Origin of the sequence: Staphylococcus sp. LKG4-2 (assembly GCF_050955665.1) — a bacterium.
GTDB classification, from domain to species: Bacteria; Bacillota; Bacilli; order Staphylococcales; family Staphylococcaceae; genus Staphylococcus; species Staphylococcus saprophyticus.
Genome location: NZ_CP194532.1, coordinates 1,860,911 through 1,876,278 on the forward strand (window position 1 = coordinate 1,860,911; position 15,368 = coordinate 1,876,278).

The window sequence follows — 15,368 nt, forward strand, 5'->3', positions numbered from 1 at the left end:
TTTCTTTTAATTATTGTTTGGTGCTGTTTTAGGTAAAATCAAGTTAAGTATAATACCTGCTAACGCTGCTAATGCCATACCTTCTATTTCTAAGTTAATCCCTAATCCATTTAAATTGAATACTAGATTGCCAATACCAATAACAAGTATGACCGATGCAATGACTAGGTTTCTATTGCTCGCAAAATCTACTTCACTTTCCACTAACATCCTCAAGCCACTTGCTGCGATAATGCCAAATAACAGGATGGATACCCCACCCATGACTGGGGTTGGTATAGATGAAACCAGTGCTGTAAATTTCCCGACAAATCCTAAAATGATTGCAATGACTGCTGCGCCACCAATCACATAAACACTATAAATTTTTGTGATTGCTAAAACGCCGATATTTTCACCATATGTTGTACTTGGAGGACCTCCGATAATACTTGCAAACATGGTTGAAACACCATCACCAATGATTGATTTGTCTAAGCCTGGATCCTTGAAAAAATTACGTCCTACAATCTTATTGATAACCATTTGGTGCCCGATATGTTCACTTACCGTCACAAATACAATAGGTATCAAGACGAGTATGAGTCCTAGATGAAACGAAGGTGTATAATCTTTAAATGGTATGTAGACTTCTGGAAACTGTAGCCATTTTGCTTTAGCAATCGGTGCAAAGTTGACTAATCCCATACAAGCCGAAACGATGTAACCTGTTATGATTCCTATTAGAACAGGAATGAGTGATAAGAATCCTTTAAAATAACCTTGAACAATAATTGTTACTAATAACGTAATCATAGCTACAATCAAGTAACTTAAGTTGTAACCTTTCATGTCCCCTGAGTTCTCAAACATGGCCATATTAACTGCTGTTGGTGCTAAACTCAATCCTATGACCATAATCACTGGTCCTACAACAACAGGTGGCAAAAGATGCATAAGCCAGCCCGTACCACTCAATCTAATTGCTAAGCCTATTAATACGTACATCACGCCGCTCATAAAGAGTGCCATCAGCATATCACCAAGGCTATGAGAATTTAACCCCGTTATAATCGGTGTGATAAATGCAAAGCTCGATCCTAAATATGCTGGTATCTTAGCTTTTGTTATTAGGATATAAAGCAATGTTCCTATACCTGATGCTAAAAGCGCTGATGATATGGGTAATCCAGTTAAAAATGGTACAAGTACGGTCGAACCAAACATTGCGAATAAATGCTGTGTACTTAAAAATGCCCACTGTCCAATTTTTGGTTTATCTTGTACATCTAATACTGGCTTGACTGTCCGTTCAAACATTGTTTCATTTTCCATGGTTATGCTTCCTCTCATAAAAAAATCTCTTTACATTAAATTCATGTAAAGAGACTAAAAAGTATATTATCTAATTTACTCATACACATATAAAAAGTTATGTAACTTCTATAATATTAATGTGCTTTAAAAATAAAATTAGATAATTGAAGAGGTTGTTTCATTAATTGTTTAATTTATAAACGGATGTATTACAATAAAACATTTATCAATATTATTGCATCCGTTTAACCCTCTCCCCTTTTTCAGTCTCTCGTACCGAATTAAAAGGTGTTATTCAATTACAACTGCATTTCTTTCATCTATTTCTTCTAAATATACTGAAACATCTTCTTCCTTGGCTGTCGGGATATTTTTACCTACAAAGTCAGCTCTTATTGGTAACTCTCTATGCCCTCTATCTACTAGTGTCGCTAGCCCAATCTTCTTCGGCCTAGCATACTGTAACACTGCATCTAGTGACGCTCTTACAGTTCTACCAGTATATAAGACATCATCGATAATAATGACTACTTGATTAGTAATGTTTACATCAATTTCATATGATCTTTCATCTACTTGATTTATCGTTTGTTCCAAATCATCTCTAAATTGTGTTATATCGATTGTACCTGTAGGCACAGCAATTTCATCAATTTGCTCAATTTTTTGTTGAATTCTTCTTGCTAAAAATGCGCCACGTGTCTTAATACCTAATAAGATTAAATTATCAGTACCTTTATTATATTCTAAAATTTCGTGTGCAATACGTGTCACAGTACGTTGAATTGCCGCTTCATCCATAATAATGCGTTCTGACATCTTAGGCACCTACCTTTTAAAATGATGATGATATAAAGAAAACCTCATGTCTTTATTAAGACATGAGGTTTGTTAAAGTGTATGACAAACGTATAAGAGACATATGCTTTCTTATCCAAGCTGATTTCTCTTTACAGTGTTTTTACTAACGACTGTATCTTCCGTTGCGTTATATGATACTAACTACAACAGGTATTTTTCTCAAATGAGAAAAATATTGTTTGTCTACCTTTAATAAATACATGTCTTCGAAGCCTCTCTGGACTTACAATTAAAGACGTACGCTCTTTATTAAACTGTCACCATACTACCATGAAACGCATTCACTTGCAAGCCACTTAAGAAATAAACACAGTAGTGAGACAGAAAACGGTATGCTTGTTTCAATTTAAAATGTGTATCTTTAGTGGAAATGACAGTTTGATTAATTAAAAATTAGGCACTATGAATGTTTAATAATCCATTTTATAAAATTTTATCATTTTTATTTATCACTTCTACGTAATTCTGACAATAACTGTTCAAAATCTTCAGGTAATGCAGTTGATTTTTCAATATACTCATGTGTAACTGGATGTTCAAAGCCAATAATTCCAGCGTGTAACGCTTGGCCACCTATATCTAATGTTTTTTTAGGGCCATATTTGGGGTCACCAACTAATGGATAACCAATATATTTCATATGCACACGGATTTGGTGGGTACGTCCGGTTTCTAATTGACACTCTATTAATGTGTATTTATTAAAATGTTCTAAAACATTAAAATGTGTAACCGCCTCTTTACCATCATCTACAACATCCATAGATTGACGATCGTTTTTATTTCTACCAATCGGCGCATCAACAGTACCATAATCATGAGGAATATTACCATGTACCAAAGCGACATATTTACGTGTCACGGTTTTATTAACGAGTTGATCAACTAAACTACGATGTGCCACATCATTTTTAGCAACCATGAGTAAACCTGAGGTATCTTTATCAATACGATGTACAATACCTGGACGTATTTCACCGTTAATACCTGATAAATTTTTCATTTGATACATTAGACCATTCACTAATGTACCGGTATAATGACCTGCAGATGGATGCACAACCATACCTTTAGGTTTATATACAATCGCTACATCATCATCTTCATAATAAATATCTAAATTTAAATTTTCTGGTTGAATATCCGCTTCAACGGTTTCTTTTTCGGTTACAACAATGTGATCATTCATTTTTGTCTTATAATTAGATTTAATGACCTGGTCGTTTACTTTTACTAGAGAAGCTTTAATCCAGTCTTGAATTTGTGTACGTGACCACTCTGAATGATATTCAGGTAGTAATTTATCGATACGTTGGCCTGTATCTTCTGGATTTTCAATCTTAAACTGATGTATATCCATACAATATCTCTCCTATTCTTCTTTCTTCATATCTGTTAGCAAAGCGATAATAATTAATAAAACGCCTATCGTTAAACTTGAGTCAGCTACATTAAATATTGGAAAATTATATCCAAAGATATATGTATCTACAAAGTCTACAACTTCTCCATGTAACACACGATCGATGAAGTTCCCTAATGCACCAGCAAACAATAAACTAATTGCGATTTGCATCAATAAATTGTTTTTCGCTTCTTTAATATAAAATACGATGAGTACAACCAGTATAATGATTGTGATAATAAAGAAAAAACTCATCTTTCCACTTAAAATTCCCCAAGCTGCACCATCATTACGATGCGAAGTTATATTTAAAAAGTTGGGAATAACTTCAAATGAATCTCCCACTTTCATTGAACTAGCAATAATAAATTTTGTGATTTGATCTAATACTAATATAATGATTGTTATGAATAAAGAAATACCAATATAGTACTGACGTTTCATGTCCGTACCTCCTATTCTACGTTCAGTCGCTTTTACAACAACTCTCATTATATCCTACTCAAACTTATAAAAAAAGTTACAGTTTCATTATCTGTAAAAAAACTACATTTCCTATACGAAATTTTGACGTTTAAAATTATACCGATGCAATCAGGAAATTTCTAACTATGCTTTTCATTTTTTATTTCGCTTCTTTATATCACTTTGTAGAAATTGAATCTAAATTGAATCCCATCGGGTCCAGTTAAGCGTTTATGAGTCGATTCAGGATAATGGTAATCTACACAAGCCAAACCATAGGTACGTTCATTTTCAATACGTTTGATACTAGAGTACCAATTATTCACAACGATATGCTGATGATAACCATTTGATGATAAATATACTGAATGATTGGTTTCTAAAGCGGATGGTTCTAAACCAAAAAATCGCTTGTAATATAATTTAATACGTTTTAACTCTATTGTCTTTAGATTAATATAACCAATAATACTTTCATCTGGAATGCCTTGCCACTTTTCATTTGATACATAAGTCAATAGATGTGGCACATTAATCGGTTGGGTCTCTAATACAACTTGTCCATTTTCAAAAGACCAATCTTCCATTGGATTATCGACATAGAATTCAAGTCCATTGCCTTCAGGATCCTCTAGAAAAATTGAGGTAGCCGTTTCGTGTTCACCGCCGTTAACTGGAATTGTATATTCACTTAACTGTACAAGTAAATCTGCTAAGTCTGTCTTTGAAGGTAACTTTATAGCTAAATGAAATAAGCCAGCTTCCGATGTTAATGGCTCTCTCCCCATATTTATTTGATTTAATGTTAAAAAATGATTCATATTTCCTATTTCATAATGAACAATAGATAGTGATTCATTCACTACATTCAATCCTAATATGTCTTGATAAAAATGCTTCATTGCTTCTTTATCTCTTACATTTAATGTGATGCCATTTACAAAATGAGCACTTTGATTATGAAACATGACAAACACCTTTCCAAATGTCAATTTCTTATTCATTAAAATGACACTTTACGTTTAATTTTTATCTATCTACCTATGCTAATTCATACGTCCTTCATTATTGATATTACTGTACATCCGCGCCATTAGCATTTTATTTTCACTAAATTATAACAACAATTATTGCCATAAGAAAAGGTTACTTAATTTGCTGAATGCAAATATAAGTAACCTTTGAACTTATTGAATCATTTTTACTTACTTTCTAATTCTTATACAAGTGTTTTTACAACTGCTTGACAACGAGGACATAAGTTATCTAATTCACCTACTGAACCTAATTCCTCACTATAATTCCAACAACGTTCACATTTTTCTCCATGAGCATGTTCGATACGGATATCACCATGTTGATATGCAACACCGTCATCTACTTTATCGACAACTTCAGCTTGAGAAGTGATAAATAGTTGTTGTAAATCTTTGAATTGTTGTAAGAATGTCGTCGCATCGAAGTTTTCATTAGAGCCAATCACAACTTTTGCTTCGAGTGATTTACCGATTACTTTTTCATTACGTGCAACTTCTAATGCACGGTTAACATCATCACGTAATTTCATAAATGTATTCCATCTATCAACAAACGCTTGATCAATTTCTACGCGCTCTGGCATATTTGTTAAATGTACACTCTCTTCTTCTACGTGTGGAATATGAGACCAAACTTCTTCAGCAGTATGAACTAAAATCGGTGCAAGTAGTTTTGTCATATCTACTACAATTTGGTATAACACCGTTTGCATGCTGCGACGTTTGTGTGAATCACGTTCTTCAATATATAGAATATCTTTACCATAATCTAGATAGAAATTACTTAATTCCACATTGATAAAGTTTTGAACTTCTTGGTAAATATCTAAATAATCATAGTTATCATAGTGATCTAATGTGTTTGCAGTAAATTCACGTAATCTATTTAATAAATATTTATCTACTTCTAGTAAATCTTTTTCTGCGATAGCGTCTGTGGCAGGGTTATAATCACTCACATTTCCTAGCATAAATCTTAGCGTATTTCTAATCTTACGATATACATCAGAAGATTGTTTTAAGATTTCATCAGATATACGAACATCTGCTAAATAATCTACACTACTTACCCATAGACGTGCAATGTCTGCACCTTTTTGTTTAACGATTTGATCAGGAACAATCACATTTCCTAATGATTTACTCATTTTTTTACCTTCGCCATCCATGACAAAGCCATGAGAAAGTAACATTTTATATGGTGATTGTCCCCTTGTAGCTACAGAAGTTGTTATTGAAGAGTTAAACCAACCACGATACTGGTCACTACCTTCAAGATATAAATCTGCAGGATATGATAATTCTGGACGTGCCTCTAATACACCACGGTGTGAAGAACCTGAATCAAACCATACATCCATGATATCCGTTTCTTTTGTGAATTCGCCGTTAGGGCTACCAGGATGTGTAAAACCTTCTGGCAGTAAATCTTTCGCTTCACGTTCAAACCAAATATTTGAACCATTTGCTTCAAATAAATCTGCAACATGGTTTACGGTCTCACTTGTCATGATGATGTCACCATTTTCTGCATAAAATACTGGTAATGGCACACCCCATACACGTTGGCGAGAAATAACCCATTCTCCACGATCACGAATCATATTATAGATACGTGTTTTACCCCAATCAACTTTGAATTGCGTATCGTCTATTGCACTTAAGATGTCCTCACGTACTTTATCAATAGAAGCAAACCATTGTGGTGTCGCTCTAAAGATCACTGGTTTCTTAGTACGCCAATCATGAGGGTAACTATGTGTAATAAATTCTAATTTTAATAATGAGCCATCTTCTTTTAATAAATCTGTGATTTCTTTGTTTGCTTTATCATAGAACATGCCTTCAAATTGACCTGCTTCATCAGTGAACACACCTTTATCATCAACAGGACTGATAACAGGTAAATTGTATTTTTGACCAACAATATAGTCATCTTCACCATGACCTGGTGCTGTGTGTACACAACCTGTACCTGCATCAGTAGTAACGTGTAACCCGTTGATAACTAATGATTCACGATCAAAGAATGGATGTTGCGCTTTAATGTACTCTAAGTCTTTACCTTTGAATTCTTTTTCTAATTCTAAAGTATCTTCGTCCCAATCTAGCGCTTCAGCCACATCACTCGCTAAATCTTTACCGATAATATATTTTTTGCCGTTAACATTATATTGACCATAAGTTAAATCTGGGTGTACTGTAATGGCAACATTTGAAGGTAAAGTCCATGGTGTTGTTGTCCAGATGATGAATTGTGCATCGTCATCTACAATACCTTTACCATCTATAACATCAAAAGCTACATAAATAGACGGTGAACGTTTATCTTGATATTCAATTTCAGCTTCAGCTAATGACGATTCACTTGATGGTGACCAATAAACAGGTTTTTTACCTTTATAAATTAATCCTTTGTCTGCCATTTCACCAAACAAACGAATTTGAGCTGCTTCATATTCAGGTTTAAGCGTAATGTATGGATTATTAAAATCACCTTTAACACCTAAACGTTTAAAATCTTTTTTCTGGTTGTCGATTTGTTCTAATGCAAATGCTTCACATTTTTTTCTAAATTCAGCGATTGATAGTTCTTTACGTTTAACGCCCTTTTTAGTCAATGCTTGTTCAATTGGAAGACCATGTGTATCCCAACCTGGAACGTATGGTGCATAGTAACCAAGCATGGATTTATATCTCGTAATAATATCTTTAAGAATTTTATTTAAGGCATGGCCCATGTGTAAATTACCATTCGCATACGGTGGTCCATCATGTAAAATAAATGACGGATTACCTTCATTTTTATCTAATACTTTTTGATAAATATTTTTGGCATCCCATTCTTCTTGTATTTTTGGCTCTTTATTTGGCAAACCTCCACGCATTGGGAAATCTGTTTTTGGCATTAACAACGTATCTTTATAATCCATTTTCAATACACTCCTTCTTCCGATTTTCTAAGTTAGTTCATTTTATACAATAAAAGAACCCTAAGTTCAATTAACAGGGACGATATTGACCGCGTTACCACCCTGGTTAACTCAACTTAGAGTTCTCTCATTTATGTTATATAAATTGTGACAACAGTGATATTAGAAACGCACATATGAAAGGCTCTCACTATTCCTAACTCGCTTTGATATGTGTTTCGTTTCAAACGTGTCTGTTATCCTTATGCTTTATTCGGATCATCATTTGATTGTGCAGTATTATCTGCTTCTGCTTTTGCTTTCATAGCTTTTTCTTCTTCAGTTAAATCCTTTTCATTCAAATGATTAATATTTTCTTGAGTCACTTGTTCAGAATCCAAATCATAATTTAATAAGTAATCCCAATCTTCACTTTTAAGTAAATCTAATTGTGCTTCAACTAGCATACGGAAACGCGATCTGAAAATTTTTGATTGACGTTTCATATCTTCTGTTTGGAAAGATAAGCGACGTGCTTTTTCCACACCATCATTAACAATTTTATCCGCTTCTGCTTTTGCTTTTGCTACTGTTGCTTCTGCTTCTTTTGTAGCAGCTGCTTTAGTTTCCTCACCAGCATGTTTTGCTTGAATTAAAGCATCACTTACGGATTGATGTACATCCTTGTAAGATTGAATATTTGTTTCTTTATCTTCAATGACTTTTTCTAACTGAGCTTTGTCTTCTTTTAGACGTTCAATTTCATTACTTAATTGTTCTAAATAGTCTTCAACTTCTTTAGGTTCAAACCCACTTTTTACTTGAGTAAATGTTTTGTTTTTTATTTCACTTGGTGTAAAAGGCATACATGATCCTCCTTCTATAATACACTATTATCAGCTTTGATTAAATAAGATAAATAGTGTTTTTCCTACAATATTCTTTTATAATATATCATTTAGTTAATTGTGCAAAGTGTTTATATTCGCTTTCATAAACTTCATATTATTTAAACAGCGTTTTATATGAAATGCGTATTTTATCTTTTTTTGTTTTACCACCAATATCAGTAATCATCGCTCTTCCAAATCCTTGGATAGACAACAAATCCCCACTATCTAGTTGGAAATCTGCAGCATCAATCACTGTATGGTTGACTTTAACACGCTTTTTATCAATAAGTTGCTTAGCTATCGAGCGTGATTTACGCACCATCTCTTTTAATACGACATCTAATCTTAAACCACTGACAGTCGTTTCAAAAGATAGCCAATGCTCTTTTGATTGTATCATATCTTTTATAGGAATAGAATTAAGTTTAACTGAAGCACCTTTGATTTTAGTTAATTCCAATATAATATAAGATTCTAATTGTTTTGTCAAAGTAAATTGAATTCGATCATCTACAACAATGTCACCTAGTTGATCTCTTTCAATACCTAAAGACATGATTGTACCCAATATGTGTTGGTGCTGTAATGTTACAAATTTTTGAGGATAATCTATTTCAATTAATACAATTTCAAATGCCTCTGCATCTGGTTGAAAATAACTTGGCGCAATCATCGCTCTTTTTCTTTCCGCGAATGGCCCACCATAAAATGTAACTTCTAAATCTTCAAAACTGCCAGCCACCACATTCATAATATACTGACCACGTGGATCTAAAAATGGCGTTAAAATAGGCGAATATTGATCATTAGCCCGATTACATTTATCTATAAGTTGATCTATTAATTCATGCTCTTCTTTTCTAAAATGCTGATATATATCTATGACGCTCACCCCAAATACAAGACAAAGCACCTCGCGTCTATGAACGTAGGTGCTTATCATTTATTTTATACATACTTTTTTAAATTCACTCTAAATATTAATTATTGCTTTAATCATTACATTAATTTACTCAAAATAAGATTGAAGATACTTGCCAATCCACTTCTGAATAATACAAGTACAATGATGGCAACAATTGACGAAATATCAATCATTCCGAGCGGCGGAATAATCTTACGGAATTGTTCTAAAAATGGTTCATAAATTTTGGCTAAAAATTGACCAAATCTGTTTTCTCGTGCATTTGGAATCCACGACATAAAGAAATAAACAATCATTCCATAATAATAAATTTGAACCAAGAATAAAATAAAATTAAATATATTTGCTAATAAACCTATATCCATTTATTTTTAACCTCTATTCACCTTGGTATTCCATATTTTCTATTTGATCCGTGATACTGCCAGCAACTTCAACATTGTCTGGTGTACATAAGAATATATCTGATCCGACGCGTTGGATGTCTCCACCAATCGCATATACAGTACCACTTAAAAAGTCTATGATGCGTTTAGCTGATACTTTATCGATACGTTGTAAGTTAACTAATGTTGCACGACGATTTTTTAATTCGTCAGCTATATCTTGTGTATCTGAAAAAACACGTGGTTCAAATAAACACATTTTAGAACTTTCTTGTGTAAAATCATAATTTTCTTGCTCTTGATTATTCATATTCACAACGTTCCTAGCATTATTTTTTGATGTAGTGTTATTCATTTGATACTTCCTTTCACCCGATGATTGTTGCAATCTAGTTGACTGCTTTTTGGGCACGGATTGAATCGATCTCGGTCTTTCTGAATTCACATTTCTAGGTTGTTCTGTAAATTGATTTTGAGACTGCGCTTGTTGTTTAGGTTGTTGTCTTTCTTGTTGCTCATTTTCTTCTGGTGGTGCTTCTAATTCGTCATCTTCCTCTTCAACCACGAAAAATCCACTAAATAAATCTTTTAAAGCCACGGGGCTCACTCCTCTTTTCCTACAAGTTTAGTCCCAATTCTCACAAATGATGCACCTTCTTCAGCAGCTAAATGGAAATCATTACTCATTCCCATTGACAACTCAGTACATGGTGCATAATTTAAATTGAGCGCTTTAATTTCATCTCTTTTTAATTTTAATAATTGAAATAAACGTTTAATATATGACTCATCGTCAGTTAATGGCGCCATAGTCATAAGTCCTATAATTTCTATATTTTCATATTGCTTTAATTCTTTTATAAATGTTTCTACTTCAGATAATGAAACACCTTGTTTCGATGATTCACCTGAAACATTGACTTGAACAAAACACTTAATTTTATGTTCAGCACGTTTATTGATTTCTTTTGCCAATTTTAACCGATCCAACGCGTGAAAATAATCTATTTCATTGATAACATCTTTCACTTTTCGTGTTTGCAATGAACCAATAAAGTGCATCACAACATCATCTGGTAAAGCTGCTTTCTTTTGTTGAAAGCCTTCTAAACGATTTTCACCGAAATGTCTAATGCCAACATTATATGCATCATTAGCTCGGTCTATTGTAACATACTTTGTCACTGCTATCACGTCTGGCTTTGTTGTAATATTACCTTTTTTACAATGTGCTTCAATTTGTTCATTTATTTTTTCTAAATTATATTGTACATCCAACTTTAAACACCTCTTCATTATTGACCAATAAATGCTAACATTCTACCTGTGTTCCCCTTTTCAACTCGATAGGAAAAGAACAAAGATAAATCTTCAGATGTCGCATAATTTGTTATATATATATTATCTTTGGGAACACCCGCATTTTCAAGTAATAATGCATTGGCGCATTTTAAATCAATACCATGTCTGTCTGTGCCTCTAGTATCAATATATTGGTTGATATCAATGGGAAGCGTTTCAAATTTTGATTTAATATCATCATTAATTTCATATGATGTCGAAGTAGCAGGTCCAATAACAACATTTAAATCATTTAAGTCAAAATCAATATTTGAGATTAATGCATTCACGATTTGTCCAACCGTCCCTCTCCAACCAGCATGCGCCAGTCCAATAAAATGATGTTTTTCACTGTAAAAATATATTGGGACACAATCTGCATAGCACATTGTAAGTAATAGATTGGGTTCATAAGTATATAGTGCGTCTACACCATGCAATGCATCATTTAACGCATCAATATTTGTTCCTTTATCGTTGCTAGTTACTTTAACAACTTTGTTTTCATGTGTTTGGATAGGGAAGACCCATTGTTCTCTTGGAAATCCAATAACTGTTGCAAGCATTTCTTGATGTTTCGTAATATTTTGCTGAGAATCATCAATATATCTTGCCATATTAAACGCATTATGAGGATATGGACTTAAACCGTCTTCTCTTGTTGTTATACCCAGTTTTACATTTATTAATTGTTTATCCTCATATTCCAAGATATGACGCTTTTTAATAAATTTATCTTGCATCACAACGAACCTCCATTAATTTATATTATTCAATTTTAATATTACGAATCAACATGCCCTTCCAAAATAATGGCTAGTTTCAATTTTCTGCTTATCTGAAAAACATTTGTCATTCATATAACAGACACACTTTAATTATAATAAAATATCTCTATTTATACTAGCATTTGTAAATCTATGAGTAGATCCATTTGTAATTGGAAGCCGACTCATTTTATTTTCTTTAAATTTGAAAAAGAAACAGTAAGAAAACGGATTACCTGAGCTAAAGCTCATGTATAAGAACTACTATTATTCATAAATGAAAAAGTAGTTCTGAAAAGTAGTTCTATAAAGTAGTTCTATGGATAAGCGATACTTTATCATATCAGAAAAAAGCCTGAAGCATTGTTTATGCCTCAGACTCAACTTTTATTTATAATCATATATTACAAAAAGATTTTAAATTAACGTCTAGTTCTTCTTGAACGTCTTTCTTCTCTATTTCTAATAAAGCTTGGAATGTCATCTTCATTCGTAGTATGTGCTCTACCTTCACTAGCACTATCTGATGATTGAGACGCATTCGTTGTGTTTGAAGCGAATGTGTCTTCTTTAGTTGTATTGCTGCTTGTAGCACTGCTTCCAAATCCTGTGTTTGAAGCTTTGCGACCTTGTGATGAAGGTTTATCTTCAAAACCAGTTGCGATTACTGTTACAACAATTTCATCTTGTAGTTCAGGATTAATTACAGTACCAAATATCATATTAACATCTTCGTCAGCTGCATCTTGTACGATGTCTGCTGCTTCTTGAGCTTCGAATAATGATAATGATTCTCCACCTGTAATATTCATAAGCACACCTTGTGCACCAACGATTGAAGTTTCTAATAATGGTGATGAAATTGCTTTTTTAGCAGCTTCAACAGCACGATTTTCGCCAGAAGAAACACCGATACCCATTAATGCTGAACCTTGGTTAGACATAATTGTTTTAACGTCTGCAAAGTCAAGGTTAACTTCACCTGATACTGCGATTAAATCAGAAATACCTTGAACACCTTGGCGTAATACATTATCAGCTTCTTTAAATGCTTCCATCATAGGTGTTGATTTATCAACGATATCTAATAAACGGTCATTAGGAATAACAATTAATGTATCAACAGCAGCTTTCATAGCTTCTACACCTGCTGCAGCTTGAGTTTGACGCTTACGACCTTCAAAACCAAATGGACGTGTTACAACACCAACTGTTAACGCACCCATTTCTTTAGCAATTTTAGCTACTACAGGTGCTGCACCAGTACCTGTACCGCCACCCATACCAGCAGTTACGAATACCATATCTGCACCTTGGATTGCATCTTCAATTTGTTCACGTGATTCTTCAGCTGCTTTTTTACCAATTTCAGGGTTAGCGCCAGCGCCTAAACCACGAGTTAATTTTTCACCAATTTGGATTTTTGACTCAGCTTTAGATAAGTTTAAAGCTTGTCCATCCGTATTAATAGAAATAAACTCAACATTATTCATACCATGGTCAATCATACGGTTTACAGCGTTATTACCGCCGCCCCCTACACCGATGACTTTTAACGTCGCTAAATGATTAAATCCTTGTTCAAATTCTAACATTTATATTTCCTCCTAGTTTTAATGGCCAATCAATCGAATAGAGATTTCATAAGTTTTTTAAATTTACCTTCTTCTTTTTCCTGAGGTTTAAGTTCTTCATCGTGTTCGACATTTACTTCATCGTCGTATACCTCTGGTTCTTCTTCATCAACAACAGATTCTTTTGTTCGAGTTGATTCTGAAGAAGTAGCTTGAAGTTCATCATCTTGCTTGTTCGATTTTTTCTTGAACCAATCAAATCCGCTTGATTTTGTACTGTGTTCTCTTTCATCAGATTCGATGACTTCCTCTTCGAATTCTTCACTGTCACGATTACTAATTGTAACATAATCTAGCAATTCGTCGAAAGTAATGCTACTAGAAATTGTTGAAATTGCTGATGAGAATTCAGGCTTTCTAATTCCCATTTGTGATGGTGTATGAATTCTAACTTTCTCACTCACCATATCTTGCAACAATTCTTTGACTCCTAATAAATTAGCCGAACCACCAGTAACTACGAAACCGCCGTTTACTTTTGTAAGACCTAAGTCTTGTAAAACCTCAAATACATTGAAGAAAATATCTTCAACTCGTGCTTCGATAATATCTGCTAAATCTTTTTGAGTAAATTGAACATCTTCTTCGCTATCTACTTGATCAACAGTAAAGATATCTTGATCCGATGCAGATTCAAAGAAAGCGTGTCCATATTGATGTTTAACTTTTTCAGCAGTCTCAAATGAAGTATTTAACCCTTTGGCTATATCTTCAGTAATATCACGACCTGCCATTTCTAAAGCATCTGCATCAACTAATTCTCCACGTTCATAAAACGCAAGTTGTGTGATGTCTTCACCAATATCAATTACACAAGCACCTAATTCTTTTTCAGTAGCAGAAAGCACTGAGCCATAATTATATGCGTCAGAATAAACATCTAGTACATCTACTCCACAAGACTCAACACATTTAATCATATTAATTAAAATTGATTTTTGAATTGCGATGACGCCTGCTTCAACTTTCAAACTATGTCTTGCAATCAGTTCTTTTGGATCAGAAACTTCATTTTCGCCATCAACAACAAATTTAATTGGAAATGCGTTAATAATTTCAGTTTCTGGTACATCATTTTTGTCTCTAATACTTTCAAGCACACTTTCAATGTGCGTACCATTTAATTCAGTATCTTCATAAAATTCTATTTCATTAGACTCATCAAATACTTCTGTTCCGATTATTGGAAGTTTTAAAAAGACTTCCTTTATATCTACTCCTGAAGCAATAGAGGCTTTTTTGATTGTATCTTTTATCGCTTGTTTCGCAATATCGAAGTCATCAATAAGACCATTTTTAATCCCACTTGTGTAGGTCTGTCCTGTACCTATCACATTTATTCCGTTGTGAAATTTTTCGCCCACTATTGTTTTAACACTTGATGAACCGATATCTATACTTACATAATAATGCTCTTCCATAGATAGGCACCTCCTGACAATCACT

14 protein-coding genes are annotated in these 15,368 nt (G+C 33.5%); all 14 read right to left on the reverse strand.

Translation table 11 applies throughout. The features are described from left to right. Positions 1–6: 6 nt before the first annotated feature. Positions 7–1,314 carry a uracil-xanthine permease family protein gene (locus ACM6UH_RS09130; protein ID WP_047503525.1) on the reverse strand — a complete coding sequence of 436 codons (1,308 nt, stop codon included), beginning with the start codon at positions 1,312–1,314 and terminating at the stop codon, positions 7–9. 273 nt (positions 1,315–1,587) lie between these two features. Further along, on the reverse strand, positions 1,588–2,115 hold the full coding sequence (gene pyrR / locus ACM6UH_RS09135; protein WP_011303315.1) for a bifunctional pyr operon transcriptional regulator/uracil phosphoribosyltransferase PyrR: 528 nt from the start codon (positions 2,113–2,115) through the stop codon (positions 1,588–1,590). A gap of 484 nt (positions 2,116–2,599) precedes the next feature. Next, the gene (locus ACM6UH_RS09140; RefSeq protein ID WP_047503523.1) at positions 2,600–3,517 is read right to left on the reverse strand and encodes an RluA family pseudouridine synthase; all 918 of its coding nucleotides are present in this window, start codon (positions 3,515–3,517) and stop codon (positions 2,600–2,602) included. Between the two features lie 12 nt (positions 3,518–3,529). Further along, positions 3,530–4,006, reverse strand: a complete 477-nt coding sequence (lspA, locus tag ACM6UH_RS09145; RefSeq protein ID WP_011303317.1) for a signal peptidase II — start codon at positions 4,004–4,006, stop codon at positions 3,530–3,532. Positions 4,007–4,200: 194 nt separating this feature from the next. Next, positions 4,201–4,995 (reverse strand): VOC family protein, encoded by a 795-nt coding sequence (locus ACM6UH_RS09150; protein WP_047503520.1) that lies wholly within the window; start codon positions 4,993–4,995, stop codon positions 4,201–4,203. Between the two features lie 251 nt (positions 4,996–5,246). Next, complete coding sequence (ileS, locus tag ACM6UH_RS09155; RefSeq protein WP_011303319.1) at positions 5,247–7,997, reverse strand: isoleucine--tRNA ligase; 2,751 nt, start codon at positions 7,995–7,997, stop codon at positions 5,247–5,249. Positions 7,998–8,239: 242 nt separating this feature from the next. Next, a complete protein-coding gene (locus ACM6UH_RS09160; protein ID WP_011303320.1) occupies positions 8,240–8,842 on the reverse strand; it encodes a DivIVA domain-containing protein in 603 nt (200 codons plus the stop codon). A 139-nt stretch (positions 8,843–8,981) separates the two neighbouring features. Next, positions 8,982–9,812, reverse strand: a complete 831-nt coding sequence (locus tag ACM6UH_RS09165; protein WP_048787294.1) for an RNA-binding protein — start codon at positions 9,810–9,812, stop codon at positions 8,982–8,984. A 56-nt stretch (positions 9,813–9,868) separates the two neighbouring features. After that, the gene (locus ACM6UH_RS09170) at positions 9,869–10,159 is read right to left on the reverse strand and encodes a YggT family protein (protein ID WP_002483537.1); all 291 of its coding nucleotides are present in this window, start codon (positions 10,157–10,159) and stop codon (positions 9,869–9,871) included. A gap of 13 nt (positions 10,160–10,172) precedes the next feature. Beyond that, positions 10,173–10,778 carry a cell division protein SepF gene (locus ACM6UH_RS09175; RefSeq protein WP_002483538.1) on the reverse strand — a complete coding sequence of 202 codons (606 nt, stop codon included), beginning with the start codon at positions 10,776–10,778 and terminating at the stop codon, positions 10,173–10,175. 5 nt (positions 10,779–10,783) lie between these two features. Further along, positions 10,784–11,458 carry a YggS family pyridoxal phosphate-dependent enzyme gene (locus ACM6UH_RS09180; RefSeq protein WP_011303322.1) on the reverse strand — a complete coding sequence of 225 codons (675 nt, stop codon included), beginning with the start codon at positions 11,456–11,458 and terminating at the stop codon, positions 10,784–10,786. 17 nt (positions 11,459–11,475) lie between these two features. Continuing rightward, the gene (gene pgeF, locus ACM6UH_RS09185; RefSeq protein ID WP_047503513.1) at positions 11,476–12,264 is read right to left on the reverse strand and encodes a peptidoglycan editing factor PgeF; all 789 of its coding nucleotides are present in this window, start codon (positions 12,262–12,264) and stop codon (positions 11,476–11,478) included. A gap of 446 nt (positions 12,265–12,710) precedes the next feature. After that, on the reverse strand, positions 12,711–13,883 hold the full coding sequence (gene ftsZ / locus ACM6UH_RS09190) for a cell division protein FtsZ (RefSeq protein ID WP_002483541.1): 1,173 nt from the start codon (positions 13,881–13,883) through the stop codon (positions 12,711–12,713). Between the two features lie 29 nt (positions 13,884–13,912). After that, a complete protein-coding gene (ftsA, locus tag ACM6UH_RS09195; protein ID WP_047503508.1) occupies positions 13,913–15,343 on the reverse strand; it encodes a cell division protein FtsA in 1,431 nt (476 codons plus the stop codon). Positions 15,344–15,368: the final 25 nt, after the last annotated feature.

Coding starts and splice junctions, on each gene's coding strand:
- ACM6UH_RS09130 (WP_047503525.1), bottom strand. CDS start 1,314: ATGGAAAATGAAACAATGTTTGAACGGACAGTCAAGCCAGTATTAGAT.
- pyrR (WP_011303315.1), bottom strand. CDS start 2,115: ATGTCAGAACGCATTATTATGGATGAAGCGGCAATTCAACGTACTGTG.
- ACM6UH_RS09140 (WP_047503523.1), bottom strand. CDS start 3,517: ATGGATATACATCAGTTTAAGATTGAAAATCCAGAAGATACAGGCCAA.
- lspA (WP_011303317.1), bottom strand. CDS start 4,006: ATGAAACGTCAGTACTATATTGGTATTTCTTTATTCATAACAATCATT.
- ACM6UH_RS09150 (WP_047503520.1), bottom strand. CDS start 4,995: ATGTTTCATAATCAAAGTGCTCATTTTGTAAATGGCATCACATTAAAT.
- ileS (WP_011303319.1), bottom strand. CDS start 7,997: ATGGATTATAAAGATACGTTGTTAATGCCAAAAACAGATTTCCCAATG.
- ACM6UH_RS09160 (WP_011303320.1), bottom strand. CDS start 8,842: ATGCCTTTTACACCAAGTGAAATAAAAAACAAAACATTTACTCAAGTA.
- ACM6UH_RS09165 (WP_048787294.1), bottom strand. CDS start 9,812: ATGATAAGCACCTACGTTCATAGACGCGAGGTGCTTTGTCTTGTATTT.
- ACM6UH_RS09170 (WP_002483537.1), bottom strand. CDS start 10,159: ATGGATATAGGTTTATTAGCAAATATATTTAATTTTATTTTATTCTTG.
- pgeF (WP_047503513.1), bottom strand. CDS start 12,264: ATGCAAGATAAATTTATTAAAAAGCGTCATATCTTGGAATATGAGGAT.
- ftsZ (WP_002483541.1), bottom strand. CDS start 13,883: ATGTTAGAATTTGAACAAGGATTTAATCATTTAGCGACGTTAAAAGTC.
- ftsA (WP_047503508.1), bottom strand. CDS start 15,343: ATGGAAGAGCATTATTATGTAAGTATAGATATCGGTTCATCAAGTGTT.